Origin of the sequence: Lactococcus cremoris subsp. cremoris KW2, assembly GCF_000468955.1 — a bacterium.
Lineage (GTDB): Bacteria > Bacillota > Bacilli > Lactobacillales > Streptococcaceae > Lactococcus > Lactococcus cremoris.
This window is the reverse complement of the sequence record NC_022369.1, coordinates 1428708-1455549: the sequence shown is the minus strand read 5'-3', so window position 1 is coordinate 1455549 and position 26842 is coordinate 1428708. Positions and strand designations below refer to the sequence as shown.

General features: G+C 33.9%; 24 protein-coding genes and 1 other RNA gene. 16 read left to right on the top strand and 9 right to left on the bottom strand.

Annotated elements, in window-relative coordinates:
• Window positions 1-41: 41 nt before the first annotated feature.
• Together KW2_RS06875 and KW2_RS06870 are read right to left on the bottom strand one after the other, a co-directional pair.
• Entirely contained in the window at window positions 42-1595 is a 1554-nt protein-coding gene (locus KW2_RS06875; RefSeq protein WP_021037419.1) for a sensor histidine kinase, read from the bottom strand.
• Complete coding sequence (locus KW2_RS06870) at window positions 1585-2295, bottom strand: response regulator transcription factor (protein ID WP_011676390.1); 711 nt, start codon at window positions 2293-2295, stop codon at window positions 1585-1587. The genes KW2_RS06875 and KW2_RS06870 overlap by 11 nt, the downstream gene beginning before the upstream one ends.
• A 183-nt stretch (window positions 2296-2478) precedes the next feature.
• Between KW2_RS06870 and KW2_RS06865 the strand changes: the two genes are divergently transcribed.
• The 4 genes from KW2_RS06865 to KW2_RS06855 all read left to right on the top strand — a co-directional run bounded on the left by KW2_RS06865 (window position 2479) and on the right by KW2_RS06855 (window position 5544).
• On the top strand, window positions 2479-2814 hold the full coding sequence (locus KW2_RS06865) for a putative DNA-binding protein (RefSeq protein ID WP_003130477.1): 336 nt from the start codon (window positions 2479-2481) through the stop codon (window positions 2812-2814).
• A 177-nt stretch (window positions 2815-2991) separates the two neighbouring features.
• Window positions 2992-3350: a transfer-messenger RNA gene (ssrA, locus tag KW2_RS11930) on the top strand.
• Window positions 3351-3668: 318 nt separating this feature from the next.
• Window positions 3669-4199 carry a hypothetical protein gene (locus KW2_RS06860; protein WP_021037418.1) on the top strand — a complete coding sequence of 177 codons (531 nt, stop codon included), beginning with the start codon at window positions 3669-3671 and terminating at the stop codon, window positions 4197-4199.
• A 550-nt stretch (window positions 4200-4749) separates the two neighbouring features.
• Complete coding sequence (locus KW2_RS06855) at window positions 4750-5544, top strand: hypothetical protein (protein ID WP_021037417.1); 795 nt, start codon at window positions 4750-4752, stop codon at window positions 5542-5544.
• A gap of 448 nt (window positions 5545-5992) precedes the next feature.
• Here KW2_RS06855 and KW2_RS11795 read toward each other — a convergent pair whose 3' ends face one another.
• Both KW2_RS11795 and KW2_RS06845 read right to left on the bottom strand, forming a co-directional pair.
• Window positions 5993-6487 (bottom strand): DUF4429 domain-containing protein, encoded by a 495-nt coding sequence (locus tag KW2_RS11795; RefSeq protein ID WP_021037416.1) that lies wholly within the window; start codon window positions 6485-6487, stop codon window positions 5993-5995.
• 359 nt (window positions 6488-6846) lie between these two features.
• Window positions 6847-7716 carry an LPXTG cell wall anchor domain-containing protein gene (locus KW2_RS06845; RefSeq protein WP_021037415.1) on the bottom strand — a complete coding sequence of 290 codons (870 nt, stop codon included), beginning with the start codon at window positions 7714-7716 and terminating at the stop codon, window positions 6847-6849.
• A 917-nt stretch (window positions 7717-8633) separates the two neighbouring features.
• On the opposite strand from KW2_RS06845, the gene KW2_RS06840 reads away from it, so the two are divergent.
• On the top strand, window positions 8634-9143 hold the full coding sequence (locus KW2_RS06840; protein WP_021037414.1) for a hypothetical protein: 510 nt from the start codon (window positions 8634-8636) through the stop codon (window positions 9141-9143).
• A 57-nt stretch (window positions 9144-9200) separates the two neighbouring features.
• Here the strand turns inward: KW2_RS06840 and KW2_RS06835 are convergent, their stop codons facing one another.
• On the bottom strand, window positions 9201-9752 hold the full coding sequence (locus KW2_RS06835) for a GNAT family N-acetyltransferase (RefSeq protein ID WP_021037413.1): 552 nt from the start codon (window positions 9750-9752) through the stop codon (window positions 9201-9203).
• Window positions 9753-10119: 367 nt separating this feature from the next.
• Here KW2_RS06835 and KW2_RS06830 point away from each other — a divergent pair, with 367 nt between their 5' ends.
• Both KW2_RS06830 and KW2_RS06825 read left to right on the top strand, forming a co-directional pair.
• Window positions 10120-10542: a VOC family protein gene (locus KW2_RS06830; protein WP_021037412.1), complete on the top strand. Its 423-nt coding sequence runs from the start codon at window positions 10120-10122 to the stop codon at window positions 10540-10542.
• Window positions 10543-10687: 145 nt separating this feature from the next.
• The gene (locus tag KW2_RS06825) at window positions 10688-11236 is read left to right on the top strand and encodes an immunoglobulin-like domain-containing protein (RefSeq protein ID WP_021037411.1); all 549 of its coding nucleotides are present in this window, start codon (window positions 10688-10690) and stop codon (window positions 11234-11236) included.
• A gap of 198 nt (window positions 11237-11434) precedes the next feature.
• Here the strand turns inward: KW2_RS06825 and KW2_RS06820 are convergent, their stop codons facing one another.
• A complete protein-coding gene (locus KW2_RS06820) occupies window positions 11435-11782 on the bottom strand; it encodes a YxeA family protein (RefSeq protein ID WP_021037410.1) in 348 nt (115 codons plus the stop codon).
• Window positions 11783-11966: 184 nt separating this feature from the next.
• Here KW2_RS06820 and KW2_RS06815 point away from each other — a divergent pair, with 184 nt between their 5' ends.
• Together KW2_RS06815 and KW2_RS06810 are read left to right on the top strand one after the other, a co-directional pair.
• Window positions 11967-12395, top strand: a complete 429-nt coding sequence (locus KW2_RS06815; protein ID WP_011676377.1) for a universal stress protein — start codon at window positions 11967-11969, stop codon at window positions 12393-12395.
• A gap of 151 nt (window positions 12396-12546) precedes the next feature.
• On the top strand, window positions 12547-12900 hold the full coding sequence (locus KW2_RS06810; protein ID WP_021037409.1) for a DUF1304 domain-containing protein: 354 nt from the start codon (window positions 12547-12549) through the stop codon (window positions 12898-12900).
• Window positions 12901-13017: 117 nt separating this feature from the next.
• On the opposite strand, the gene KW2_RS06805 is transcribed toward KW2_RS06810, so the two are convergent.
• Both KW2_RS06805 and KW2_RS06800 read right to left on the bottom strand, forming a co-directional pair.
• Window positions 13018-13773 (bottom strand): TraX family protein, encoded by a 756-nt coding sequence (locus KW2_RS06805; protein WP_021037408.1) that lies wholly within the window; start codon window positions 13771-13773, stop codon window positions 13018-13020.
• A gap of 170 nt (window positions 13774-13943) precedes the next feature.
• Window positions 13944-14498 carry a TMEM175 family protein gene (locus KW2_RS06800; RefSeq protein WP_021037407.1) on the bottom strand — a complete coding sequence of 185 codons (555 nt, stop codon included), beginning with the start codon at window positions 14496-14498 and terminating at the stop codon, window positions 13944-13946.
• Window positions 14499-14754: 256 nt separating this feature from the next.
• Between KW2_RS06800 and KW2_RS06795 the strand changes: the two genes are divergently transcribed.
• The 3 genes from KW2_RS06795 (at window position 14755) to yoaB (ending at window position 19161) form a co-directional block, all read left to right on the top strand.
• Window positions 14755-15324: a hypothetical protein gene (locus tag KW2_RS06795; protein WP_021037406.1), complete on the top strand. Its 570-nt coding sequence runs from the start codon at window positions 14755-14757 to the stop codon at window positions 15322-15324.
• Between the two features lie 222 nt (window positions 15325-15546).
• Window positions 15547-16269 carry an epoxyqueuosine reductase QueH gene (locus KW2_RS06790; protein WP_041168638.1) on the top strand — a complete coding sequence of 241 codons (723 nt, stop codon included), beginning with the start codon at window positions 15547-15549 and terminating at the stop codon, window positions 16267-16269.
• A gap of 258 nt (window positions 16270-16527) precedes the next feature.
• Window positions 16528-19161: a cation-translocating P-type ATPase gene (gene yoaB / locus KW2_RS06785; RefSeq protein WP_021037404.1), complete on the top strand. Its 2634-nt coding sequence runs from the start codon at window positions 16528-16530 to the stop codon at window positions 19159-19161.
• A gap of 42 nt (window positions 19162-19203) precedes the next feature.
• Here the strand turns inward: yoaB and KW2_RS06780 are convergent, their stop codons facing one another.
• Complete coding sequence (locus KW2_RS06780; RefSeq protein WP_021037403.1) at window positions 19204-19833, bottom strand: glycoside hydrolase family 73 protein; 630 nt, start codon at window positions 19831-19833, stop codon at window positions 19204-19206.
• Window positions 19834-20057: 224 nt separating this feature from the next.
• Here KW2_RS06780 and KW2_RS06775 point away from each other — a divergent pair, with 224 nt between their 5' ends.
• The 4 genes from KW2_RS06775 to KW2_RS06760 all read left to right on the top strand — a co-directional run bounded on the left by KW2_RS06775 (window position 20058) and on the right by KW2_RS06760 (window position 26841).
• Window positions 20058-20531: a glutathione peroxidase gene (locus KW2_RS06775; RefSeq protein ID WP_011834996.1), complete on the top strand. Its 474-nt coding sequence runs from the start codon at window positions 20058-20060 to the stop codon at window positions 20529-20531.
• A gap of 349 nt (window positions 20532-20880) precedes the next feature.
• Window positions 20881-24075: a carbamoyl-phosphate synthase large subunit gene (gene carB, locus KW2_RS06770; RefSeq protein ID WP_021037402.1), complete on the top strand. Its 3195-nt coding sequence runs from the start codon at window positions 20881-20883 to the stop codon at window positions 24073-24075.
• Window positions 24076-24273: 198 nt separating this feature from the next.
• Entirely contained in the window at window positions 24274-24855 is a 582-nt protein-coding gene (locus KW2_RS06765; RefSeq protein WP_021037401.1) for a hypothetical protein, read from the top strand.
• 75 nt (window positions 24856-24930) lie between these two features.
• The gene (locus KW2_RS06760; protein WP_187288335.1) at window positions 24931-26841 is read left to right on the top strand and encodes an RTX toxin; all 1911 of its coding nucleotides are present in this window, start codon (window positions 24931-24933) and stop codon (window positions 26839-26841) included.
• Window position 26842 lies beyond the last annotated feature (1 nt).

Genomic DNA, 26842 nt, shown 5'->3' with positions numbered 1-26842 from the left:
AATATTTTTTTATTTTGATAAGTAAATTTACTGATGACCACTCAAAGATTAACGGTAAAGGTGGTTCCTTTTCCAAGAATAGATACCACATCAATTGTGCCATGAAGTTCTTGGACATTCTTTTCAACAATGGCGAGTCCCAATCCTGTTCCGCTGACCTCTGCTCGGCTCTCATCAGCACGATAGAAGCGGTCAAAGATTCTTTCTTTTTGAATTTCACTTAAACCAGGACCATTGTCAGTAACACTGAAGATAATTTTATCTTGTTCATGGTGTAAGCTGACAAAAATTTGACCCTGAGCAGGAGTATATTTGATGGCATTTTCAATCAGATTTTCAAAAATACTGTGTACCATTTGTTCATTGGTTTTGAAAGTAATCTCTTCAATTTGTGTTTCTAAACGAAGAGATTTTTCAGAAATTTGTGGACTTGAGCTTTGTAAAATATTTTGAATTAGAGCAGAAAGGTTGAGTTTCTTTTTCTCAATACGTTGATTTTGCTTAGTAAGTAGTAGAGTATCCTGAACTAGGCTCATCAAACGAGAACTTTCTTTATGGATAATCGAAGCAAAGTTTTTGGTCTCAGAAGGAGAAACAGTGTCTGTTTCAAGTAATTCGGCAAAGCCCTTTATTGAAGTGAGCGGTGTTTTCAATTCATGAGAAACGTTGGCAATAAAGGCATTATGAGCATCAACTGTTCGACGATAAGAACTTACATCATTCATGGTTACCATGAAGCGACTATCAAGATCGGGCAGTGGAGTGATGCGGACTTGATAATAAGCGCCAAGCTTTTCAAAGAAGAAAAGTTTTTCTTGTATATCTGGATGTAAAATTTTGTCAACTAGAAAATTTAAGAAATCGGCATAAGGACTGAAAATATCAAGATTCTCGGTGTCTGAAAACTCATTTTTGAAAGAAGCATTTGTTCGACGAATTTTTCCCTTATTATTATAAATAAAAATGGGAAATTGGAAAAACTCGATGAATTCGTAGAGATTTTCTTTCTTTTCAGTGTGTGATAAGGCTTGTTTTTGGATTTTTTCGCCTAATTTATTGAGCTCAGTTGTAATCTTGTCATCATTTTCATTCATCAGATAACTTTGCGTTAAAGGACTTCGCTCAATATTTTTAATCTTAGCCACAGTATTTTCGCGAAAAACATAAGCTCTCTGAGCAGATTTCAAAACCTGTATGGCAACTGCCAAGTAAAATAAAATAGCAAAAATGATAATTGCAAAATCGGTAAAGAAAGTAGACGTGCGATTTTCTGTAACTTTCAAATAGCCATCGATTTGTCCTTCACTAAAGATAGGACTGGTAACTGTGATATCTTTAGAATCTAAACTTCGAGCATAGGCAGCGCCATTTTTAATTTTTTTAGTATCTGAATTTACCGTATTTTTTGAAAGATGTTCAAAGTTAGCGGGTAAGGGATTATCAGGATGTTTTTCTAAAAAAAGCTGTATTTGATCTATTGTTTTTAATACCCTATTTGTATCATTTTCTAAGATATTTTGGTTCGATAGAATCACCAAGCTTAGTGTTGCAATGATGTACAGCACTGTCATCAGCATGATGTGTTTAAGTTTCATTTTCTTCAAAATAGTAACCGAATCCTCGTTTTGTTTTGATATAATGATTATTTAGTTTTTTACGGATTTTTGAGATGAGGACATCAATTGTCCGTGTTTCTGCTGTATCCGAAATTCCCCAAAAATGTTGAAGAAGTTCTTCACGGCTGATGATTTCGCCTTGTCTTTTTGCTAAGAGTTCTAGAATTTCAAATTCTCGTTTGGTTAAGTCTAAAACTTTTGCATCAAAAGTGACTTCTTTTTTTGTAAAATCAATGACCAGTCTGTCAGTAACAAGTGTTGCAGGACTTTCGTCCAAAGATTCACTGACAGAATCAGAAGCTGTTTGATTATACATTTGATTTCTACGAATGAGCCCTTCAGCTCTGACAATGATTTCTTTCATTGGAGTCGTTTTATCTAAATACTCATCAGAACCTGCTGACAGACCTGTCAGTTTCATTTCATCATCATCGCGAGCAGTTAAAATTAAAATTGGTGTAAAATTACCTTCTTTACGAAGCTTTTTAGTGACTTCAATTCCGGAAAATTCAGGCATCATTAAATCAAGAAGAAGCAAATCAAAGGGATTTTTTCGAGCTTTATCATAAGCTTTTTTTCCGTCTGATACGATGGTTACTTCGTAATCATTTTGCCGAAAATTATAAGATAATAGGGTCAAAATTGCCCGATCATCATCAGCAATTAAAATTTTTTTCATACTTTTAATTATAACGAAAACAGGGAGCTTTGTATAGAATAAATTATTATTTTTGAATAAAAAAATGAAGGGTCAATGGCAGCAGAAACGAGTTAAAAAAATTACTTTTTTAAAAACTTAAATGATAAGTTAAAACTAAGAATAAAACTAAAAAATCACTTAATTTTTGCTATAATAGACATTATGGAAATCGAAAAAACCAATCGAATGAATACGCTTTTTGAGTTTTATGCGACACTTTTAACTGACAAGCAAATGAACTACATTGAACTTTATTATGCTGACGATTATAGTTTGGCTGAAATAGCAGAAGAATTTAATATCAGCCGTCAAGCGGTTTATGACAATATTAAACGGACCGAAAAAGTGCTCGAAAGCTATGAAGAAAAATTGCATCTTTTTAGTAATTATGTGGTGCGTAATCAATTATTAGAAGAGCTGATGAAGAAATATTCTACTGACCAGTATTTAATCACTAAACTACAAGAAATTCAACAAATTGATGAAGAAGAGTTTTAAAGAATTTACTGACAGCTTTGAATCAAATGATAAATGAGCCTGTCAGCTCACTTTTCTCATATAAAATACATACTTTAATGAAATTTTACTGACAGAAAAGTTAAAATATGCTATAATTAGACTTCGAGGTTCAAAGATTTACTGACAGAATAATCAGTAACTCTCTCCTTAAAATTTGGGGGCGTTACGGATTCGACAGGCATTGTCGCGCATGAACTGCAACTGCTGAGGGATCAGGATAATCATCCGCAGATAAATATAACTGCTAAAAATAATACACAAACTTACGCAATGGCAGCCTAAACAGCACCATGCGTGCCTGATTTTTGCTCACTGATGGCAATTTGACGGCCTAAACTTTTAGTCAGATACGTTGTTGTGGAGACTTGACGCAGCAAAAGAGATTTAAAGTCCTGCAAAATGTCGCTGTTTGAGACTGGCTTTGGCATTTTGTTAAATTTGAGAAAGTCCTATGGTTGTAGACGTTGATGTAGCAAGGTGTTTGGACAGGGGTTCGACTCCCCTCGCCTCCATTATCCAGTTTATATAGAATCTTATAGACTAAGAAACCGCTCAATAGAGCGGTTTTTCTTTTTGAATTCTTTATACTGTATTTGAGATTAAGTTCATCCCTAGCCACCAAATTTGTAAATTTATTACTTTAGACGTTTATTATTTACAAGTTTTATCTATGTGTGCACTTGTAGAGCTACACAATCGATTTATTTTTGTAATATTTAATATAAAATAATAGACTCGAAGCGTTGAATTATCAAGAGCCCCACAATATATTTACTAGTTTATTGTTTATTATATATGAATGTGGGTGTTAGGAGAATATCTAGGAGAATATAATGAAAAAAATAGTTTTAGTTGCTTTAGGAGCAATGTCATTTATAATGGGAGGGGTTATTAATGCACACCAAGTTTCTGCAGATACAGAGCCACTTCACGAAAAATTATATAGAATTTATAATCCAAACTCAGGTGAACTTTTACTTACACCTGCTGGTTGGGAGGTTCTAATTTTAGAAAAAGCGGGATGGAAATCTGAAGGAGTCACATTTTATATCCCATTAACTGAACCTCCATACTCAGGATATCCAGTTGTGCAACGTTTATATAACCCAAATGCAGGTGATCACCATTACACAACAAGTGATTTTGAAGCTGCGAGCCTTGTTTCAGTTGGGTGGGCTAATGATGGAACAGCATTTAGATTCCCAGTTGCTAAAGCGAATACTGGAGTCCCTGTTTATCGTCTTTATAATCCAAATGCAAAAGTTGGATCACATCACTTTACAATGAGTTCTTATGAAAGAGATTCTTTGATAAAAGCTGGTTGGAAAAATGAAGGAATAGCATTTAACGCTTATTCTAAATAATAATTACAATGTCAACTAAATACGAATAAATTAGAAAATTAACCCTAACTTTGTTTAGGGTTTTTTTATCGATAAAATTGTATTTTAAATATTACTATGTTTAGCTTTACAATACTATCGAGTTAGGCAACAGTAGCAACGTACATAATTAATCATGCTCTTTGTACTTAATGCTCTGTGGGTGGAGCTATTTTTATTTTGTAAACAAATCATTTCATAAATAAGAGAAAAAAGGGTAAAATAAATACAGTACAAAAATCTTTTTAAAAGATTCATTCTTAAGTGCCTCTAGCCCAGGCGCTTTTTTATTATTCATTTAAGAAAAGAAGGCTATAATATATATATTCCAAAAAATAAAACTTTTTCATAAAACTCCTAAGTGCCTATTAGTTTAGGTGCTTTTTTTATTTTTTATTTACATGAACTAATAAAACTCTTAAATAGGGCTGTCAGCAGTTCCTGATATTTTTTTATAAAAAATCACAAAGTGTTTGTGATAAGTTATTTTATATGATACTCTTAAATTAATATAAAATATAGGAGTATATTTATGAAAAAATTTGCGATTATCACAGTTTCTGTATCAGCACTTTTGACGCTGGGGGCATGCAGCTCACAAAAATCTAATACAAGTAATAGTTCTAAAATAGAGCAATCGTCAAAAGTTACGAAAAAAAGTTCACAAAATGAGAACTCATCTCAGTCTAGCAGTTCATCTAAAAGTCAATCTACACAATCGAGTCAACAAAGCTCAACAGTTGATACTAAAAACCTCTCGGCCTTACAATTTAAACAATGGGTTGCAATGTATGAAGGAGAAAATCCACTTGATAATCGCCCAGAAAGGATTTATGTTTTTAATAATGAAAGTAACGGTAGAATGGTAGCAAAGACTGAAGTCACAACAGCTCAAATTGATTCAAGGAATACTTTTGAAATAAATGATAATGGTTCATTAGAAAGCTTAGATTTTGAACATTATCCGGGAATGAAAGTATCTTCGGATATTTTTCCGGTAATTAATCAAAAAGGCTTAAATGAAAAAGAAATACTCTACTGGGTGGTAGCGGTTCAAGATGCAATTTTTGCGAGCAAAGGCGTCGACCCTAGATTAAATGTAACTTATGATGTCGATATTCATTTAGAAAATAACTTAGTTTATGCTGATGTTTTAAAAATAGATTACTCAGCAAATCCAAATGGTGGAGCGGCAATTGCTAACAAAACTAAAATTAATGAGTTCAGGGTTAATGCTGACGGAAAATTAGAAATGATTGATAGTGCTGATAGCTCAAGATATACGATTATTTCACAAACATTTATGGATTCCTCAATGGTCAAATAAGGTGTCAATCACTAAGGTTTGTAAATTGTAAAAAAGCAAGATTCTCTATTCGTTTTAAGCGGTCGATCGCTGTTTCAATCCAGCATGAATCATGAATGAAATAAAAAGTTGTAAAAGAAAGGCTAGTTTTTATAAATCCTTATATCATAATCCTAAAAAACTATCTACATTGGAAAAATCATAGAATCCTATAGACTAAGAAAATGCTCAAATGAGTGTTTTTTTATTTCTGACATGATAAGTTTCGATTTAATAAAAATAGGCTCAAAAATTGACCAATAAAATATAAAAAAACTAGCTATTTTTAGCTAGTTAAAAATCAATTTATACTTATGATGCTTATCTTTCTATGCATAAACGAATATAGACAAACAACATATATAAAAGCTTTGATACTACTTTATAATTTAAAGCGGACTTCATTTGACCAAAGATTAGGTAGAATTTTTTATTTTAATAATTTTTTCTTTTGAGTATCAAAATCTTCTTGGGAAATCACGCCTGAATCAAGAAGTTCTTTAAATTTTTTAAGTTCGTCAGCAGTACTAATATTTGAAGTGACAAAGTTTTTATTTTTACTTTCTTCAAATTTTTCCATTACAAAATCATGTAACGCTATATATTGTGCGACATTTTCCTTCTTAAAAGCTCTAAGTACAACAGTATTAGGATCTTTTGCACCTTTCCCAGTTGTACCACCAAGAATACTTACATTTGAAGTATTGGCTAATTCAGCACTTGTAATAAATTGTATGTATCCATTTGCTACAAATGTTGGTTTTTTATACTCAATTCCTTTTAGATCAGAATAATAAATTGTTCTATCTCCCTTTAGTCCTTGGGTAACTACACCCAAAAAGCCCTTTCTCGTAATGACAATTTTATCATCATACGCTTCTACCTGACCGTTAGCGCCTTTGGCAATGTGTTTTAATTCACTCATAAATTTTCTCCTACCTAGCTTTTAATGAGAATTTAGCTATTGCTCTTTTTTATTTAAACAAATCCAAAAATTGAGAAATCATTTTCTTTTTGGCACATGCCCTGACGCTTTTAGTTTATTTTAATCTAAGAGGTCACCTATTTATTGATTTGTTTGGTTTCTATAAATATATTATAAAAAGAAAAAATGCTTTTTGCAAACTTTTTTATAAAATAACCTTTTTATTAATAATCTATAAAAAATGAACGAATAAAACAATTATAAAGTTATTATCGTAGGCTATCTCAATAATATACCAAGGAGCAATTGGTAAGTAGATTAACTTTATTAAAAAAATACTCAGGAATACTGAGTATTTTTTATCTTATTTTGTATAATAAGGTTGCTGCTGAGCTTATCATAATGATTCCCGCTAAAATGAAAGAAATATTCATTTTTCCATTATCACCAGTTTCTGGTAATGTGTTTATATTATTTTCTACGGTGTTAGGGATAATTGCCTTATTTAAGGTGACAGAATCTTTCGGAATATTGACCGTATTTTGATTTATAGAGGGCGATGTAGGTTCAGGATCAGGTGTAGGTTCAGGATCAGGTGTTGGATCAGGATCGGGTGTAGGTTCAGGATCAGGTGTTGGATCTGGATCGGGTGTTGGATCTGGATCGGGTGTTGGATCTGGATCGGGTGTTGGATCTGGATCAGGTGTCGGATCTGGATCGGGTGTTGGATCTGGATCAGGCTCAGGAGCCTCATTAATCTGAATCATGTTTGTTATTGAGTAGGGCGTAACATGTCTATCATTTTCAGGGAAAGCATCTGTAATATTCAATTGAAAAGTTTCGCTTCCAGAACTAATGTTAGATGTATCTACCATAATATCAAAGGTACCGGTATGTGAATTATTATCAATAGTAATATTAGAAATAACGACATAATTAAGGTTAGAACTGACAACTATATCGTCAGCTGTAAGTGAAGTACCACCATAATAACCAAAAGTTGCTGTCCCAGTAATAATATCCCCCTGTGTTACTTCAATAATTCCAGAGTCAAGCCCCATATTGAAAAATTCAATTGTCGAAATACCATACCATTCTTGTTCGGCTTGGACAGAAGTATCAGGCGACAGATTATCAAGTTGATCTGCCTTTGTCGGAGAAGGTAAAGTAGTGAATAGTATACAAGAAGATAGTATACAAGTAGATAGGGCAACGATTGATTTTTTCATTTTTAAAACTCCTGTAAGTTATACAATACATTTTAACATATTATGTTAAAAAATAAAAAGACATTTTTACGAGTTTGTCTATTTTTTTACTAAAAATAATAAAAGATTTATAAATATGTCGCATAAAAAGGAGAAGGAATAGTCATTTATATCAAGAACTGTTCATTATTATTTTTACTGTTGTATTTAGAAATCAAAATGTTATACTTAATCTAAAGGTGATTCAGTGAAATTATCGCTCTTTCATCTTTAGTCACTCAATCGGGAGTGGCTTTTTTGTATTTTTGTTGCAATTAAAGATTAAAGTGTTATACTTGGCACAGTATTGAGTGAAGATTAAAAAAATACATATTTCTTAAAATTTAAGAATAGTAGATACTTGGAGCTTGAATTGGGAGTTAATAATGAATAATAATCGAGAGAAGAGAACAATTATCGGTCTGTTACTTTTAGGGCTGGTAGCAAGCATAATTATCATTTTTTTAGTAATAGCTTTACTGATGTAAAACCTTGTTCTTAGGATTTGAAAAAACGTATTTTTAGTTCGATTTATAATGAGATAGTTTATAAATATTATAATTTATCAACTAATTGGAAAAAAGCCTTAGAGAATAGGGCTTTTTATGTTTTGAGTTAGATAAAAGCCGCCTGTGCCACATTTTTCTTGGAGTAGGGAATTTTTAAATAAATATTGATGATTTTAAAATAAAAAATAGATTGGTATAGCCTATGTTCTTGAATTCAATTATGATTAATACGAAACGAAAAAAGTTTATTTTATAGGAATTTTGGAAGGTTATAGTTTTTTTATATAGTTAAAATCATAAGTTTTTATCAAGATTGGTATTGTTGAAATGTAGTATATATGATACAATATTTCTCGTGCGTAATTTTGGAAAAATGAGGAAAAGTTTAAAATGAAAATTAAAAAGCTTATAATAGCAGTTGCAACATTTGCTATAGTTTTTAGTGCCTGTGTTGGTGTCAAAAGTTTGGCAGATAATTATTGGGTTGGACATGGAGAAATCCAAACCATCAATAATAATATAGATACATTGTCAAATCGTGTTAAAACAAAAAACCAAACAATATCTGAGTTAAATAACACAATTTCAACATTAAAAGGTTCAGTTGACACTCAAAGTGCTCAAGTAAGTAGTCTTCAGACACAATTAGCGCAAGCAAATACAGATAAGCAAAATGAAATCAATGCAAAGATTAATGAAATTAATTCAAAAATTGCCGAAGGAAATCAAAAAGTTGCTGATAAACAAAAAGAAGTTGATTCAGCAAATCAAACGATTTCCCAATTGAATCAACAGCTTAATGATTTACGACAAAAGTCAGGACAAGATAACGATCAAGCTTTACGAGAAGTACAAGATACTCGTGCAAAGTCTGACCAAGCGGTCAAAGAAGCTCAATAAAAATAACCCTGACTTTAGTCAGGGTTATTTAAATATTTTTAGTTGTGATAAACAGAGTTATTTGTTTTCCCAGTCTTTTTTGGTCAAACTTGTGAAGTGCTCAATAATTACTTCATTTAGATACGGATTATACATATCGGTTTTCGTTAGACGATGCTTAAATCCTTGCTTTTCTTGGGCAATCTTTGATTGTAAATTTCCATCTTTATAGCCACACCAAATTGTTTCTAAGTTGAGATGATTAAAACCATGAGATACGATTGTTTCTATCGCTTCAGGAACCAATCCATTGCCCCAGTATGGTTCCCCAATCCAGTAACTAATCTCAGCCTCACCAGAACTCATAAAATCTTTCCCATTTCCTTCATCTGTTAATTCTAAGCCAATTAATCCAATGGCATGAGAGGGATTATCAATTAAAGTGATTGCAAAGATATGAGGGCTAAGAAAATATTTTTCAATCATTGATGCCGACTCTGCAATACTTGTATGAACCGGCCAGCCTGCAATTGGACCAATTTTAGGATTTTTGGCATATGTATAAACTGCCGCTGCATCAGATAGCTTAAAGTTTCTTAAAATCATTCGTTTTGTTTTTAGTAATAACATAGTTTTCTTTCAATAATAATGTTGATAATAAAAATGTTCAAAACTAGAGATACTTGAAGATAAATAAAAAGAGGGAAAAATCACCTCTTACTAATTTTTATGTTAGATAAGCAGATTATGAGTAGATTTATTTTAAGTAAGTACCACAAAAAGAACATTTTTACTGTTTCTTCGGGTTAATATTTAGATGATTCTAAAAGTCCTACTTAGAATAAATTCCTCATTTCCTAATAATCTGCTTAACTATCAGTCTAACATATTTTTTAAAGAAAATAAATATGTTAGACTGTAATGGATTAGTGGCAAATAGAAGAAAGATTTGCGCTTAAGATTTATGCTATAATTCAAATAATGATGGAGGACTTTTATGATACAATCAATTGTTCATATTGCTTTAGTTGTTAAGGATTACGATGAAGCAATAGAATTTTATACTCAAAAACTACATTTTAAATTAATTGAAGACACTTATCAAGCGGAACAAAATAAAAGATGGGTTGTTGTGGCTCCGCCAGGTTCTAATGGAACAACACTTCTACTAGCCAAAGCGTCTAAACCCATTCAAGACCCTTTTGTAGGTAATCAAGCAGGAGGAAGGGTATTTCTTTTTTTAGGAACTGATAATTTTGACCGGGATTATTTAGAAATGATTGAAAGCGGAATCGAATTTGTTAGGCCGCCTAAAGAACAAGACTATGGGAAAGTCGCTGTTTTTAAAGACCTTTATGGCAATCTATGGGACTTAATTCAATTTGTTCCTAACCACCCAATGTTTGGAAGAATTAAATAAATATTTTAAACTGTGATGAAAGGTTTTTGGTTAAGGATGAAAAGATAATTTAGGATATCCATTGATTACATTTAGTAGTATTTGACAAACAAAGATAAAAAGTTAAAATATAATTGTAAACGATTACTAAATGTAAAGGGAGCCTATGAAACCAGAGTTGAAAAATTGTTTAATTTCGGTAAATGCCGTTCATGCAGGTCAAACCAAAATTACAGGGGTATGTAAAAAAGGGAGTGATTATCAAGTTTTTGCTTCAAATAACAATATGATGATTAGTAAACGAGAAAATGTGAACAATGATGGGACTTTTTCTTTATCTATTCCACCTCAATTAGAGGGACAACTTCTCACTGTCTATCTATATCATGATAAAAATGGTGGAAGTTTTGAATTTTCAATTGCTTTAGTTGTTGAAGCAGCAGAGCTAGATAAAATTACTTCGGTCGAGGATTATTGCCCTTTTTCTGACCTTGATGGATTCATTAGAGGAACTTATAGAGGGCCTAATGCCACTAAAATATTTCTAACGATTGATGGAGTAGATACTGCCATTCTTACGATAAATCCTGGCGAGGGAGAATTTCAATATTTTCTTGCAAATTTACCCATTGATGTTTTATCTGAGGTTTTTATTTCAATAGTAGATAAAGAAGAGAAAATTTTAGATACTCAAAAGCTTAAGATTATCCCATAATGAAATGTGCGAATAATTGTTGGATTTTTTTCTATTTTCGATTAATCTCTGTTTGTTTATTATTCATTTAAGAAAGCAGGTTTATAATAAAACCATTCCAAAATATTTTTCATAATTTACTCTTAAGCGCCCTCTGATTCAGGGCGCTTATTTGTTTAAATCAAAATAAAAAGCCTAATTTTTTAGGCTTATGATCTTTCAAAAATTGTCTAAAGCCTTTTGTGGGACTTCGGATTTTTTAATTTCTTCCCAATTTGTGACACCTTTTCCTTTATTGTATGTTAATTTCAAATAGGCTTGTTTGCGAAGATTATGTGTAGAGGTAAATTCTAAAACTTTTTCTTTTCCAGTTTTTTCATAGGCTTTTTCTTTGTAGCTATAACCGTGCCAAACGTTATTTTCATGCCCTTTTTCTATTGTTTTCTTACCATCATTATTAATTTGAACATAATAGCTTGTGCCGCCATAGCTAATTTTGTACCAACTATAGGTAGTAGCACCAGTAATTAAGAGGACGGCTATAAGTCCTACTAATATTTTTTTCATAAATTTTATTCCCTTTCCAAAGATAACAAGTCTATTCTATCAGTATTTTTAAAAACACAAACTTACTCTTTTGTAAGAAAAATAAAGTGTAAGCTTTGAATGAATTTAATTTTTTTGCTTATCGCTTTCATTTTTTTGATGATAGTATTATAATAAAATTAGAAAGATAGGTGGAGGTGTTATTATGGCGAAACAGTATCAAAAAATATTAGTTCCTGTCGATGGTTCTGACCAGTCTTACAACGCAGTTCGGGAAGCGGTGATGTTAGCTCAATGGTCTGAAGGAGAACTTATCGTACTTACCGTTAAAGATTTAGTTCGCTATTATGGAATCGCTAATTATGGTATCGTTGAAACTCCAGGATTGGATAAGTTGGCCAATGATATTTTACTTAAAGTTGGTTCTATAATTCCAGCTGAATTCAAATTTAAAACACAAATTTTATCAGGCTCTCCAAAACGTGAAATTGTTCAATACGCTAAGGATAATGATATTGATCTAATTGTTATGGGGGCTACTGGTGCAGGGGCAATTGATAAACTCTTAGCTGGTTCTACAACTAATTATGTTGTCAATCATGCACCATGTGCGGTAACGATTATTCAAGGATAATTATTTTAATGAGGGTTTAGAAAATTGATTTCTTCTTAATTTTCTATAATTGATAAAACCAGTAAGTACAATGATTTTCATCAGTATTTACCGGTTTTTTTATTTTTTTAATTTATATAATCTTGCTATAATTTAAATTAAGGAGATTTTTATGATATCACTTATACTTATTATTATTGTGGCTTTGGAGCATTTGCTTTTTGGTTATATCGAGATGTTTGGGGCGACCGGTTTACAGGCTAAGGCTTTTGGTTTTGAAGAGGCAGAGTTAAAAAATAAAACATTACAGGTCGCTTTATCTAATCAAGGAATTTATAATGTGGGACTTGGTTTGTTGATTATTGCTTTGACAATCATTAATGCAAGTATTCCTGTATTAAGTTTGACAATGATTTTTGTTGTTTTGGTTGGTATTTATGGTGCCTTAACCGTTACGAAAAAAATATTTATAGTTCAAGCTCTCCCTGCTCTTATCAGCTTAATTTTACTCTTTCTGTCAGTATAATTTCATCTTAAATTACTGACAAAAATAAAAAACCGTTGCATCAGCGGTTTTTTTTATTTATTATCTCCTAAATAACAAATGAGTGAGCATTAATATTCATCAGTAGAACTCATGTATCTACTGAGTCAGAAATTGACCAAGGATGAATAAGAACCAGATATGTATTGGGTAAAATCCATAGAAAAAATATTTTTCAAATGCTGAGGATGTCCCACCTTTTTTTCCATTATATAGGTAAATAAAAGGAAGAACAGTAAAGACTAAGAATTCTGGATTAAAAGAGAGCTTTTGCCATAAGGTCATGGAAGCATCGGACAGGGCTTGACTGAGAAATAAAGCTGAAAGTAAGAGAGTTCCAAGATATAATATCCAACTTTTTCCAGTTTTTCTTGAAATATACATGAGATAAGGAAAAACAAGAGCAAAAATACTAGCTTCCGTAAATAAAGTAAGAACCGAAACTAAAATAAGTGGAAAAATGAGCAGGCATTTTTTCTTCTCAATTATTGTATCAAGAAGCCAGACAATTCCAAAACCAGCTGCTAAACTAAGAAAGATATTTGGATTAAGAATAGTATAAAAAGTAATCGGAGCATTCATGATAAAGTGCGTGATTAAATTTCCTATTGCCATTACAATTCCAGCAGTAAGAAGTCGACTTAGATATTTTTGACGGCTCCTTGTATAAAAATAGCCTTCAATCATTAAAAAGAAGAATAAAGGAGAGACGAAGCGGGAGGCCATATCTAAGATAGAAAAATCGGGGATTCCAGAAAGTCCAACGAGCACCTCCGTATAAATATGATCTAGTAGCATGAAAGCAATTGCTATTATTTTAAGCTGATAGCCTGATAAACCAAAACGTTGTTTCAAAAAAATACCTCACAATAAATATATTTTACTTTTCTATTCTAATATAGAAAAGTGAACATTTAACTTACTTTTATGTAAGGTCAGTTTTTTGAAAGTCAATAAACTGACAGTTTACTTTAAAACTAAAATTATATTAAAAAATTACTGACAAAAAAAGCGCCTTTATGCGCCTAATCAAAATTACTATGTCTGCCCCAATTTATAGCCATCAAAATGGTTACTATTGGTAAAGCATATAACCAAACTAATGACAAGAGGGCACCGGGAAGTAGAAAGACTAAAAAGATTTTAATTCTCTCCTGATTCCTTTTTTTTAGTGTGCTGCTTTCATTATACTGTTTATAAATTACCTGGCTAAAGATAATTAAACTAATCCAAGGAATTAGATAAGTCGAAACGTAAGCGATGCTTGCAGTTAAAGAATTTGGATGTTCTGCGTGAGCAACGGTTGAAAAAGGAAAGAGGCAAACAATGAGTAGAATCCAATGATTGGACCAAAGAATTAGCTCATCAACCTTATTTGATTTGATAAAAGTCATCACATGATGGAGTGAATTCCAAATTGAAGCCAAAGCGACAAAAGTAGTGATATAGATAAGGAGCATGAGTAAGACATTTGGGGAAAATAGATTTCCATCTTTAGGGACTTTAAATTCTAAAACTGTTAAGGTCATTACAACGGCAAAAATTCCGTCAGTAAGTGCCTCAATTCTACTTTTATTCATAGCTATAATTATAGCAAAAAAAGCTGATAATCACTGTTACAGAAAGCGTTTATTGACTTTTGTAAGTTGTTCTAGATATTATATTATCAATTATGAATTTAAATACTTATTGTAAGTTGACTCAAAAATGACTAAAATGAATTTTGAATTATAAAAATGGCTTTAGTATTTACTGAGATTTTTTATAAAAATCATTCAAAAGTTTGAGAATCATTTGAAATTTTAGGATATAATATAGAATACAGAAGGAGCATTTATGTTAAGAATTGGGTCTTATATCCTATTGTTTTATTTGGCTTTTAGGTTGTCTAAACACTCATTTGAATTTGAAAAAGTAAGTAGGTTAGAATTAGTTGTCTTGCCTTTATATTCAACCTTGATGTTTTTTATTACAATGACTTGGAAAGAAGAAAATATAATAGTAGCTATTGTTTTATTCCTATTATCATTTTTAATTGGTTGGTTGCAATCTTCGAAAGTTGAATTTAAAGATGAAGGAAAAAAAGATAAGTATGAACGTCCAATTATCTTAATGAAAAAGAATTGGACTTATATTATTGGCTGGATTATTTTATTTTTAGTAATTATTGGTGCACATTTCTACGCCAATTCGCATTTAGAGTTGGAAGAGGTTGTAACAGAATTTTGGAAAGAAATGGTCAAAGAAATTTTAATATTTGCTAGATTCAATGCCAATAATGGTTGGGAAACGTGGCTAATAACAGGAATTTCCAGTTTGACTTTTACTTGTTTTATAAAAAGCAAAAACAAAAAATTAGTCGAAACTTTAGCCAGAAGAAGACAAAATAGTTCTTTTAATAAATAGATTTTTTGTGATTAACAAAAGTTATCAATAAATGGTATTGAAAGCTCGCTTGAAAATAGATAGAATTATCTTATCCAATATCTCTTAGATTTATCAATTTTCCAAGATTTTGATATAAAGGATATAATAACCGATAAATGACCTCTGTTATAAGAGGTCATTTTTTAATTGAAAATATGATATAATAATGGTCAGAAATAGAGAGATGTAAGGATAAAAATGATGGAAAACAGTTTAAATATCATTGAGAAAATGAATCCTAATCAAAAAATAAATTATGATCGTGTTTTTCAAAGAGTTCGTGAAAGTTGGGAACGAGAATCAGTTCGCCCCAAAATTTTACTTCACTCTTGTTGCGCCCCTTGTAGTACTTATTCTTTAGAATATCTCACTCAATCGGCTGATGTTACAATTTATTTTGCCAATTCAAACATTCATCCTTCAACGGAATATACAAGAAGAAAGATGGTACAAGAACAGTTTGTAAAAGATTTTAATGAGCGAACAGGAAATAACGTTCAATTCATCGCTGCTGAATATGAACCAAATGTCTTTTTACAAATGGTACGTCAAAAACATTTAGAAAATGAACCCGAGGGTGGGAAACGTTGTAGCTCTTGCTTTGAAATGCGTTTAGATATTGTTGCTGAAAAAGCTTTGGAACTTGGTTTTGATTATTTTGGTAGTGCTTTAACGCTATCGCCCAAAAAAGACAGTCAATTGATTAATGAAATTGGGCTTGATATTCAAAAAATTTATGATGTGAATTATCTTCCGAGTGATTTTAAGAAGAATAATGGCTATAAGCGTTCCATTGAGATGTGTAAAGAATACGATGTTTATCGTCAATGTTATTGTGGTTGTATTTTTGCGGCTAAAGCCCAAGGAATTGATTTAAAAGAACAAAATCGAGAAGCGATTAAATTTATTAGAAGTCAGTCTTGAGCAGAAAAATTGTAGTTAAAAAATAAGAAAATAGCTTGACAAAATAGTCCTTTTTTAATAAAATGAGGGTAACTTAAATATTCCAAAGGGGAGTAGCGTCGGTAAGACCGAAACAAAGTCGTCAATTCGTGAGATTCTCACCGGCTTTGTTGACATACTATGTATGTTTAGCAAGACCTTTGCCAGTTTTGATATCTGGCAGAGGTCTTTTTTTGTAAGACCTCTCATGATATCAGTTAGAAATAAAGGAGAATCATTATGCAGCGTTACAATCAGTCCGTCAATGAAGTTTTGAAGGAGACTAAAAGTCAACTTGAAGGTTTGAAACCCAAAGAAGTTGAACTTCGTCAAGCCGAAGATGGTTTCAACGAATTAAAAGAGAAGAAAAAAACTTCGACTTGGGAACTTTTTATTGATACATTGAAGGACCCGATGGTGATTGTTTTACTTTTAGTCGCTTTTGTCCAACTTTTCTTAGGCGAATTCGTTGAATCATTAGTTATCTTCATTGTTTTGATGATTAATTCAGTGGTGGCTGTTGTTCAAACGAAAAGGGCAGAGAGTTCTTTAGATGCTTTGAGACAGATGTCAGCACCCTCAGCCAAAGTTTTACGTAATGGGGAAAAAACATCAATTCCTGCGCGTGAGCTTGTCGTTGGAGATATTGTTTCATTGGAAGCTGGTGATTTCATTCCAGCGGATGGCCGTTTAATTGACGTTCAAAACTTACGCGTTGAAGAAGGAATGCTGACAGGTGAGTCTGAGCCAGTTGAAAAATTTTCAGATCTTATCGAGGGAGAAGCAGCACTTGGTGACCGTAAGAATATGGTCTTCAGTTCAAGCCTTGTCGTTTATGGACGAGCAGATTTTGTCGTGACAGCCATTGCTGAGCAAACGGAAATTGGTAAGATTGCTCAAATGTTGGAAACTGCTGAGGCCAAACAAACACCTCTCCAACAAAAACTGGAAAAGTTTGGGAAACAATTGGGCTGGGCAATTTTGGCGCTTTGTGCTTTGATTTTTGCCGTACAAATTCTTCGCCTCTTTACGACAAATCAAACGGCTGATATGCAAAAAGCTATTCTTGATTCGTTCATGTTTGCAGTTGCAGTTGCCGTAGCAGCAATTCCTGAAGCTCTTTCATCAGTTGTTACGATTGTTCTGTCAGTTGGAACAAATAAAATGGCGAAACAACATGCGATTATGCGTAATTTGCCAGCCGTAGAAACTTTAGGTTCAACTTCAATCATTTGTACTGACAAAACGGGAACTTTGACTCAAAATAAAATGACAGTTGTTGATTCTTACTTACCAACCGAAAGTAGCAAAGAACTGACAGACTTGTCACGAGTAGACCAAAAGCTCTTACTTAATGCAATGGTACTCTGTAATGATTCATCATTTTCACAAGAAGGACAAGCATTGGGTGACCCTACCGAAGTGGCTTTGATTGCTTATAGTGATAAAATTGGTCATCCCTATCAAGAATTAAGAGAAAAATCACCACGTTTGGCTGAGTTTCCCTTTGACTCAGAACGTAAATTAATGAGCACAATCAATGATTTTGAAGGTCAGAAAACGATTTTTGTTAAAGGTGGCCCAGATGTACTTTTTAATCGCTGCAACCAAGTTTTCTTAGATGGAAAAGTACAAGAGTTTACTCCAGAATTAAAAGAAAAATTCCAAGCTCAAAATGAAGCATTTAGTCAAAAAGCACTTCGTGTCTTGGCTTATGCTTACAAACCTGCCAGTGATGATAAGAAAGAACTCACACTTACTGACGAAAATGATTTGATTCTTATCGGTTTGTCAGCAATGATTGACCCACCTCGTGAAGCCGTTTATGATTCAATTGCCGAAGCCAAAAAAGCCGGCATTAAAACAATTATGATTACGGGTGACCATAAAACGACGGCGCAAGCCATTGCTAAAGATATTGGTTTGATGAATGAAGGGGACATGGCTCTTACGGGTCAAGAACTGGATGCGCTTACTGAAGATGAACTTCGTGACAATTTGCAAAAGATTTCTGTTTATGCACGTGTTTCGCCTGAAAATAAAATCCGAATTGTCCGCGCTTGGCAAAATGAACATCAAGTGACTGCCATGACAGGTGATGGGGTCAATGATGCTCCAGCCCTTAAACAAGCTAATATTGGGATTGCCATGGGTTCAGGAACGGATGTAGCAAAAGATGCGTCAAGTATGATTTTGACTGATGATAATTTCGTATCAATTGTTTCTGCTGTATCAATTGGTCGTGTGGTTTATGATAATATCAAAAAATCAATTAGTTATCTTTTCTCTGGAAACTTAGGAGCGATTATTGCGATTGTTTTTGCTTTAATTGTGGGTTGGGTTAATCCATTTACTGCTTTGCAACTATTGTTTATAAACCTAGTCAATGACTCTGTTCCAGCCATTGCCTTAGGAATGGAAAAAGCAGAACCAGATGTTATGGAAAAAGCTCCTCGCCAATTAAATGAAGGAATCTTTGCCAATGGTTTGATGAGAATTATTTTGATTCGTGGTTCATTGATTGGGATTGCGGCGATTGTCTCTCAATATGTTGGACAAAAAACTTCACCTGAAATGGGTGTGGCTATGGCCTTTACAACTTTGATTTTGGCTCGGACCTTGCAAACTTTTGCTGCACGTTCAAATTCACAAAATATTTTCAAACTTGGTTTTACAACGAATAAATATGTTTTGATGGCTGTAACTTTCTGTCTTGCTTTGTACAGTTTGACCACACTACCATTCCTTAGAGAAATCTTTTCAATTCCAGCAAGTTTTGGTTGGTCTGAATGGGCTGTAGCTGCGGGTCTTGCCGTAATCGCTGTGATTTGTATGGAAATTCTTAAATCAGTTAAAGGCGTCTTTGAAAAATAATTAAATTTTAGAAAAAATCACTGACAAATCTGTCAGTGATTTTTAAATGGTTGAACTTTTATCATATTGATTCAAATGATAAGTTTCAATCATATTGATAAGTTTATCAGCATATGTGGGGTCAGTCGCATAGCCAGAGCTCTGGACCGCCTTAGCAGCAGTTTTGTAGTCTGTTGCGCTAAGAACAGAAGCATATTGTTTAGCGTTCCAAGTTGTGCCATAGAGGAAAAGTTGTGTATGAGCCGAAACGGAATCAGCAAAGTTAGGATAAACGCGAAAAACACCTTGAATGGTAATCCATTGACCGTTTTCGTACTCTTGAGTCTCGAGTGAGACTTTAGGAACATCACCTGAGGCTTTCACACCAAATAGATTATGATATTTACTAGCGAGTTCACTTTTACCAAAGTTAGATTCAAGGCAGGCTTGAGCAATGGTAATAGAAGCCAGAACTTGACTTACTTTTTGTGATTTTTGAGCCAAGGGGGCAATTTCTTTGATGAATTTATGTTCACGAATTTCTTCAAGTTGGGCTTCTGAGGGCTTTTCTACTTGATTATTAAAAATTCTATTATAAGCAAATATTCCTAAAATGATTAGGAAAATAAAAATGAGCTGTTTTAACAAAGATTGACGTCGATTTGGTTTTCTTCGTCGAGTTTTATATTTCATAAAAATAGTTTAACATAAAAATCAAGTTCTTGGCTTAAAAATCAATATTTGATATACTAAAACTAGTTAAGAAAAGTAGATGATGAGTTTTAGAATTCTTGTCAGTAAAATAGTTACTGACAGCAATCAATTTTTATGCTGAGCCATCTGTCAGTAAAACTAAATCTATAAATTATTTCTGATGGAATAAGTTATATAAGCAAGATTTACCAGGAGGTAAACAAATGAATTTTTATGATTTTAGTGCCGTTAAAATGAACGGTGAAACTGTTTCAATGTCTGACTACAAAGGAAAAGTCGTAATCGTAGTCAATACAGCCAGTAAATGTGGTTTTACTCCACAATTTGAGGGACTTGAAAAATTGTATGAAACATATAAAGACCAAGGATTAGAGATTCTAGGATTTCCTTGTAATCAGTTTGCTAATCAAGATGCTGGTGAAAATACGGAAATTAATGAATTCTGTCAGTTGAATTATGGCGTTACATTCACCATGTTTCAAAAAATTAAAGTAAATGGAAAAGAAGCTCATCCACTTTATCAATTTTTGAAAAAGGAAGCCAAAGGGGCGCTTAGTGGAACGATTAAATGGAATTTCACAAAGTTTTTAATTGACCGAGATGGACAAGTCATTGAACGATTTGCTCCCAAAACGGAGCCTGAAGAAATGGAAGAAGAAATCAAAAAATTACTTTAAAAGTCATAAATGCTCTGAGACTTGTAAAAGGTCAATTATTTTGCTAAACTAATAAACAATAAAACTTTTAATCTAGTCCAGAGAGGCTAGCAAGGTTGTGAACAGGAAATATTATCCTTAAAAGTTACTGACAAAAGAGCGGTGTAGCTTGGTCCATAAGTACCAAAGCGGACAGGGCCAGTTCTGTCAGTAAACTGTCAGGGCATATTAGGACACATCTGCTAGGTTTCTGGCAGATGTTTTTGCTTTATTTTTAACTTTTTATGATTGAAAATAAAGGGCGCAAGGAGCGAAGCGGCTTGTAAGTAATTACAACGAAGTTATGCTTTACTACAAAGGAGAAAAACAAATGCCAAAACGTAATGATATCAAAAAAATCATGATTATCGGTTCAGGTCCAATCATTATCGGTCAAGCCGCTGAATTTGATTACGCTGGAACGCAAGCCTGTCTTGCTCTTAAAGAAGAAGGCTATGAAGTAGTTTTGGTCAATTCAAATCCAGCAACAATTATGACTGACCGAGAAATTGCTGACACGGTCTATATTGAACCTATCACTTTAGAGTTTGTCAGTAAAATTTTACGTAAAGAACGTCCTGACGCACTCTTACCAACACTTGGCGGGCAAACAGGACTCAACATGGCAATGGAATTATCAAAAACAGGAATTCTTGAGGAGCTTAATGTTGAACTTTTAGGAACAAAATTAAGTGCTATTGACCAAGCAGAAGACCGTGAACTTTTCAAAGAGCTCTGTGAATCAATCAATGAGCCTCTTTGTGCCAGCGATATTGCAACCACAGTTGAAGAAGCGATTAACATTGCTGACAAAATTGGCTATCCAATCATTGTTCGCCCAGCTTTTACTATGGGAGGAACAGGAGGCGGAATTTGTGACACAGAAGAAGAACTCCGTGAAATTGTAGCAAATGGTTTGAAACTTTCACCTGTGACACAATGTTTGATTGAAGAATCAATCGCAGGTTATAAAGAAATCGAATATGAAGTGATGCGTGATTCTGCTGATAATGCTATCGTTGTCTGCAACATGGAAAACTTTGATCCAGTAGGTGTCCACACGGGCGATTCTATCGTTTTTGCCCCAAGTCAAACCCTGTCTGACAATGAATATCAAATGCTCCGTGATGCTTCGCTCAATATCATTCGTGCTCTTAAAATTGAAGGTGGCTGTAATGTTCAATTGGCCCTTGATCCGAACAGCTATGAATACCGCGTCATTGAAGTGAATCCCCGTGTCAGCCGTTCATCAGCTTTGGCTTCAAAAGCAACTGGATATCCGATTGCCAAAATGTCAGCTAAAATTGCAATCGGAATGACTCTGGACGAAATCATCAATCCAGTAACCAACAAAACTTATGCCATGTTTGAACCAGCCCTTGACTACGTTGTGGCAAAAATCGCCCGTTTTCCATTTGATAAGTTTGAAAATGGTGACCGTCATTTAGGAACACAAATGAAGGCGACTGGTGAAGTTATGGCAATTGGACGCAACATCGAAGAAAGTCTTCTAAAAGCTGTTCGTTCGCTTGAAATTGGCGTTTTCCATAATGAAATGACTGAAGCGATTGAAGCTGATGACGAAAAACTCTATGAAAAAATGGTTAAAACACAAGATGACCGACTTTTCTATGTATCAGAAGCGATTCGTCGCGGAATTCCAATCGAAGAAATTGCTGATTTGACAAAAATTGATATTTTCTTCCTTGATAAACTCCTTCATATCGTTGAAATTGAAAATCAATTAAAGGTAAATATTTTTGAGCCAGAACTTCTAAAAACAGCCAAGAAAAATGGATTTTCTGACAGAGAAATTGCCAAGTTATGGAATGTGACGCCAGAAGAAGTTAGACGTCGTAGACAAGAAAACAAGATAATTCCTGTTTATAAAATGGTTGATACTTGTGCAGCCGAGTTTGAAAGTTCAACCCCTTATTTCTATTCAACTTATGAATGGGAAAATGAATCTAAACGCTCAGATAAAGAAAAAATAATCGTTCTAGGGTCAGGTCCTATTCGTATCGGACAAGGGGTTGAGTTCGACTACGCAACGGTACATTGTGTGAAAGCTATCCAAGCCTTGGGTAAAGAAGCCATTGTCATCAATTCGAATCCCGAAACAGTTTCAACAGACTTCTCTATTTCTGATAAACTCTACTTTGAGCCATTGACTTTTGAAGATGTTATGAATGTCATTGACCTTGAAGAACCGCTAGGTGTCATTGTTCAGTTTGGTGGACAAACGGCCATCAATTTGGCAGAGCCATTATCAAAAGCAGGAGTCAAAATCTTAGGAACTCAAGTCGAAGATTTAGACCGAGCTGAAGACCGTGATTTATTTGAAAAAGCACTGCAAGATTTAGATATTCCACAACCACCAGGGGCGACAGCAACAAATGAAGAAGAAGCGGTCGCTAACGCTAACAAAATTGGTTATCCGGTCCTTATTCGTCCATCATTTGTTTTGGGTGGTCGGGCCATGGAAATTATTAATAATGAAAAAGATTTGCGTGATTATATGAATCGTGCGGTTAAAGCTTCACCAGAACATCCAGTTTTAGTTGACAGCTATTTGCAAGGTCAAGAATGTGAAGTTGATGCCATCTGTGATGGAAAAGAAGTTCTTCTTCCAGGAATTATGGAACATATTGAGCGTGCTGGAGTCCACTCGGGCGATTCGATGGCAGTTTACCCACCACAAAATCTCTCTCAAGCTATCATTGATACAATCGTTGATTATACCAAACGCCTTGCGATTGGATTAAATTGCATAGGAATGATGAATATTCAGTTCGTTATCTATGAAGAACAAGTATATGTGATTGAAGTTAATCCTCGCGCTTCACGTACTGTTCCCTTTTTATCAAAAGTTACCAATATCCCAATGGCACAATTGGCAACCCAAATGATTTTAGGTGAAAACTTGAAAGACTTAGGTTATGAAGCAGGACTTGCCCCTACACCTGATATGGTTCACGTTAAAGCACCCGTCTTTAGTTTCACAAAATTGGCAAAAGTAGATAGCCTACTTGGTCCAGAAATGAAATCAACCGGTGAAGCAATGGGTTCAGATGTGACACTTGAAAAAGCGCTCTATAAATCATTTGAAGCAGCAAAACTTCATATGGCTGATTATGGTTCAGTTTTGTTCACAGTCGCTGATGAGGATAAAGAAGAAACCTTAGCGCTTGCTAAAGATTTTGCCGAAATTGGTTATTCATTAGTTGCTACCGCAGGAACAGCAGCCTTTCTTAAAGAAAACGGACTTTATGTGCGCGAAGTGGAAAAACTTGCTGGTGGAGAAGATGAGGAAGGAACGCTTGTTGAAGATATTCGTCAGGGACGAGTTCAAGCCGTTGTCAATACCATGGGTAATACGCGAGCTTCATTAACAACAGCCACTGATGGTTTCCGTATTCGACAAGAAGCAATCAGCCGAGGAATTCCTCTCTTTACTTCGCTAGATACAGTTGCAGCAATTCTTAAGGTGATGCAAAGTCGTAGTTTTACAACAAAAAATATATAAAAAAATAAACAGTCCCAAATGGGGCTTTTTTTATTTTCAAATAAAAGTTAATAAGTATTTGAAATAAATGTATTATTATTCGTACACAAAAGACACGAGAAAGCGTTTTATTAGACTTAAGTTAGGAAATAGGTTATAAATGATATATAGACTACAGAGTAATTTATAAACGACAATATATTGAAAGAGGGTAGGTGAATGACTGGCATAAATAAAGCAAAAATATTCATATTTAGTTTAATTTTTATTAGTATCCCCTTTCTAATTTTTGTTGAGAACACTGTGTCATCAGATACAGCAATTGACAGCCAAAATTCTACAGCAAATGGCTATATAAATGTTACCGCTCCAACAACAAATATTTGGAGTTTGACTGCTCCAAACTTTAATTTTGGGACCCAAACATCAAGTGCATCAGTAATTAATAGCAATGCAACAGGAGATGCACCAATTAGAATTGTTAATTTGTCTGGAAGCTCAACAAGTTTTTCTCTTCAACAATCCATTTCTGACTTTACTTTAGTTTCTAGCTCTATCGTTTTGCCAACCACAGCTTTCTATATTTCGGTAGCAAACAGTACTGATGGAAAACTTATCGGAAGCTCTAATATTAATATTTTTAAACAAAATGGTGTTGTTCTAAGAAGTGGGACAGGAGCTAATGGAGCATTAACTAGTGGTGCTGTGACGGCGCAACTTACAGTAGATGGAACAAATAAAGTAATTGTCACAGGTTCATACCAAGCAACGATTACCTCGACACTCGTGACAGGTCCATAGAAGGGGGAAACAGTGAAATTAAAAAAAGAAATTATTTTTCTCATAAGTTTAGGATTTCTAATTATTCTATTTGGTTTGACTCCCAAAACTAAGGCTGCTGTTCTTACAGGAACAATTGATAGCACAGGTGCAGTAACTGGAGTAACTGGAGCAACTTACTATAATACGAATAGCTGGCAAGATATGATTGATACCTATAAGTCAGTCACTCCCAATGCGGCATCAAAAGCTACAGTATTCTTCAATGTGACAGCAAATGTTCCGGGAAATAGTGTTTTGAACTCTGGGAATGCCGTTTCTAGTGGTAAATCTTTATCAATCAACGGAAATAATTATACTCTTTATCTTGATAATGATACTACTTATACGACAGCTCAAAGTATCAGTGGGAGTGATGGGACAGCGAGAGCATTCGGGTCTAACGGAACAGTTTCAGCGGATACTACACTGACAGTTAAGAATGCAACAATTGTCAACAATATTACGAGTGGGATTTTTCAAATGAAAGGGAGCAATGCCAAGGCGACCGCTGTTTATGAAAATGTGACTGTAAGCAATGGGGACGGAATATATGGGGCACAACCAATTAGAAATGATAATGGAAAAGTTATTTTTCGAGGGACGAACACCTTCAATATTCTGCAAAACCATAATATGAATGACATCAGTTCAGCTGGTGCAGATAATCAAGGGGAGTGGATTCAAGGGGCAGCCTATACGGAAGTAGAAACTGGAACAACTACCTTGAATCAGAGTTGGGGCAACGATCAACCTTTCTATGTCTATTACTCAAATAGTGGGTCGACATTGCAAGTCGATGCTGGAGCAGCAATGGTTTGGAATTTAAATAAGACATATACGATGTATTATGATGATGGCGCTCTATTAGTAGTTGGAGCCTTGAACTGGAATATCAATGGGAGCTTTGTCATTAACGGAACGGTTAATACTTCATCTACCTATGCTGGAGGTTGGTTTATGGCCTTAAATACACTGAATAGTTGGAACTTAAATGTTGGGCAAAATGCAACTTTTAAGGTGACAACAGGTGGAGTCATTAGTTTGGATGCATTTTTGACTGGGGCAGTAAAATGGAATTTTGCGCAGGGTTCGAGTGTTTTATTTAATAACTTAAATCCAAACCAAAATGTGGTTTCACTTGCTCCAGGATTAGGAAGTGGAATAACAATGACAGATCCTAAAGTTGTAAGTTTTAATACTGCAGGCGGTTCCGTTTTTTCTACAACCGTCTTAACTTTTCCCATTACTATATCAGGAAGTGGATTGCGAACCCATTCATCATCAACAGGTTATACTTTTGATTCAACTTATGATTTGATAACGCCCAATAAAGGAACAATTACTCCTACGAGTTCAGATATTTGGTATCGGATGAATACAGGAACTCTAACAACTTTTAACCCTACTTTACAGGTGATAAATTTAAGTCCTAATAATTATGGAAGTGATGCCCCAAACATTGCAGCGGGTAAATATATTTCATGGTATCAACCTTTAGGATTTCAATTAAATGCTGCAGTATCTAATATGAATCGGACATTTAATATTTCTTTAGATCCATCAGCAACAAAAGGAACTCCCATAGACGGTTCTTGGTCTTCACTAATAAATGGGACGAGTGCTGAAAGTCTAGTTGTTGGAGATGACCGAGCACAGAACCCTAATATACATATTCTTGTCAAAATGACACAAAATAATTTTCCGAATGGTCTACAATATTATTGGGTTGACCCAACGACTAAAGCGCAGACACAATTAAATCTTAATTCGTCTTTGCAGATTGCAAGTATAACCAGTGATAGCACATTACCTTCTTGGATTAAAATGACAGGAGCTGGTATGTGGTACACAATGACTTTCCCTACGGATACTGGATTAAATATTAAGGCTAATAATAGCTTACTCAGTCAAACTAATTCAAATGCGGGAACTTTCCAATATACCGTTGCTAATGGACCGTCTTAAA

What these genes read in the sequence shown, in the direction of transcription:
- KW2_RS06875 (WP_021037419.1), bottom strand. Translation starts at nt 1,595, where the DNA reads ATGAAACTTAAACACATCATGCTGATGACAGTGCTGTACATCATTGCA.
- KW2_RS06870 (WP_011676390.1), bottom strand. Translation starts at nt 2,295, where the DNA reads ATGAAAAAAATTTTAATTGCTGATGATGATCGGGCAATTTTGACCCTA.
- KW2_RS06865 (WP_003130477.1), top strand. Translation starts at nt 2,479, where the DNA reads ATGGAAATCGAAAAAACCAATCGAATGAATACGCTTTTTGAGTTTTAT.
- KW2_RS06860 (WP_021037418.1), top strand. Translation starts at nt 3,669, where the DNA reads ATGAAAAAAATAGTTTTAGTTGCTTTAGGAGCAATGTCATTTATAATG.
- KW2_RS06855 (WP_021037417.1), top strand. Translation starts at nt 4,750, where the DNA reads ATGAAAAAATTTGCGATTATCACAGTTTCTGTATCAGCACTTTTGACG.
- KW2_RS11795 (WP_021037416.1), bottom strand. Translation starts at nt 6,487, where the DNA reads ATGAGTGAATTAAAACACATTGCCAAAGGCGCTAACGGTCAGGTAGAA.
- KW2_RS06845 (WP_021037415.1), bottom strand. Translation starts at nt 7,716, where the DNA reads ATGAAAAAATCAATCGTTGCCCTATCTACTTGTATACTATCTTCTTGT.
- KW2_RS06840 (WP_021037414.1), top strand. Translation starts at nt 8,634, where the DNA reads ATGAAAATTAAAAAGCTTATAATAGCAGTTGCAACATTTGCTATAGTT.
- KW2_RS06835 (WP_021037413.1), bottom strand. Translation starts at nt 9,752, where the DNA reads ATGTTATTACTAAAAACAAAACGAATGATTTTAAGAAACTTTAAGCTA.
- KW2_RS06830 (WP_021037412.1), top strand. Translation starts at nt 10,120, where the DNA reads ATGATACAATCAATTGTTCATATTGCTTTAGTTGTTAAGGATTACGAT.
- KW2_RS06825 (WP_021037411.1), top strand. Translation starts at nt 10,688, where the DNA reads ATGAAACCAGAGTTGAAAAATTGTTTAATTTCGGTAAATGCCGTTCAT.
- KW2_RS06820 (WP_021037410.1), bottom strand. Translation starts at nt 11,782, where the DNA reads ATGAAAAAAATATTAGTAGGACTTATAGCCGTCCTCTTAATTACTGGT.
- KW2_RS06815 (WP_011676377.1), top strand. Translation starts at nt 11,967, where the DNA reads ATGGCGAAACAGTATCAAAAAATATTAGTTCCTGTCGATGGTTCTGAC.
- KW2_RS06810 (WP_021037409.1), top strand. Translation starts at nt 12,547, where the DNA reads ATGATATCACTTATACTTATTATTATTGTGGCTTTGGAGCATTTGCTT.
- KW2_RS06800 (WP_021037407.1), bottom strand. Translation starts at nt 14,498, where the DNA reads ATGAATAAAAGTAGAATTGAGGCACTTACTGACGGAATTTTTGCCGTT.
- KW2_RS06795 (WP_021037406.1), top strand. Translation starts at nt 14,755, where the DNA reads ATGTTAAGAATTGGGTCTTATATCCTATTGTTTTATTTGGCTTTTAGG.
- KW2_RS06790 (WP_041168638.1), top strand. Translation starts at nt 15,547, where the DNA reads ATGGAAAACAGTTTAAATATCATTGAGAAAATGAATCCTAATCAAAAA.
- yoaB (WP_021037404.1), top strand. Translation starts at nt 16,528, where the DNA reads ATGCAGCGTTACAATCAGTCCGTCAATGAAGTTTTGAAGGAGACTAAA.
- KW2_RS06780 (WP_021037403.1), bottom strand. Translation starts at nt 19,833, where the DNA reads ATGAAATATAAAACTCGACGAAGAAAACCAAATCGACGTCAATCTTTG.
- KW2_RS06775 (WP_011834996.1), top strand. Translation starts at nt 20,058, where the DNA reads ATGAATTTTTATGATTTTAGTGCCGTTAAAATGAACGGTGAAACTGTT.
- carB (WP_021037402.1), top strand. Translation starts at nt 20,881, where the DNA reads ATGCCAAAACGTAATGATATCAAAAAAATCATGATTATCGGTTCAGGT.
- KW2_RS06765 (WP_021037401.1), top strand. Translation starts at nt 24,274, where the DNA reads ATGACTGGCATAAATAAAGCAAAAATATTCATATTTAGTTTAATTTTT.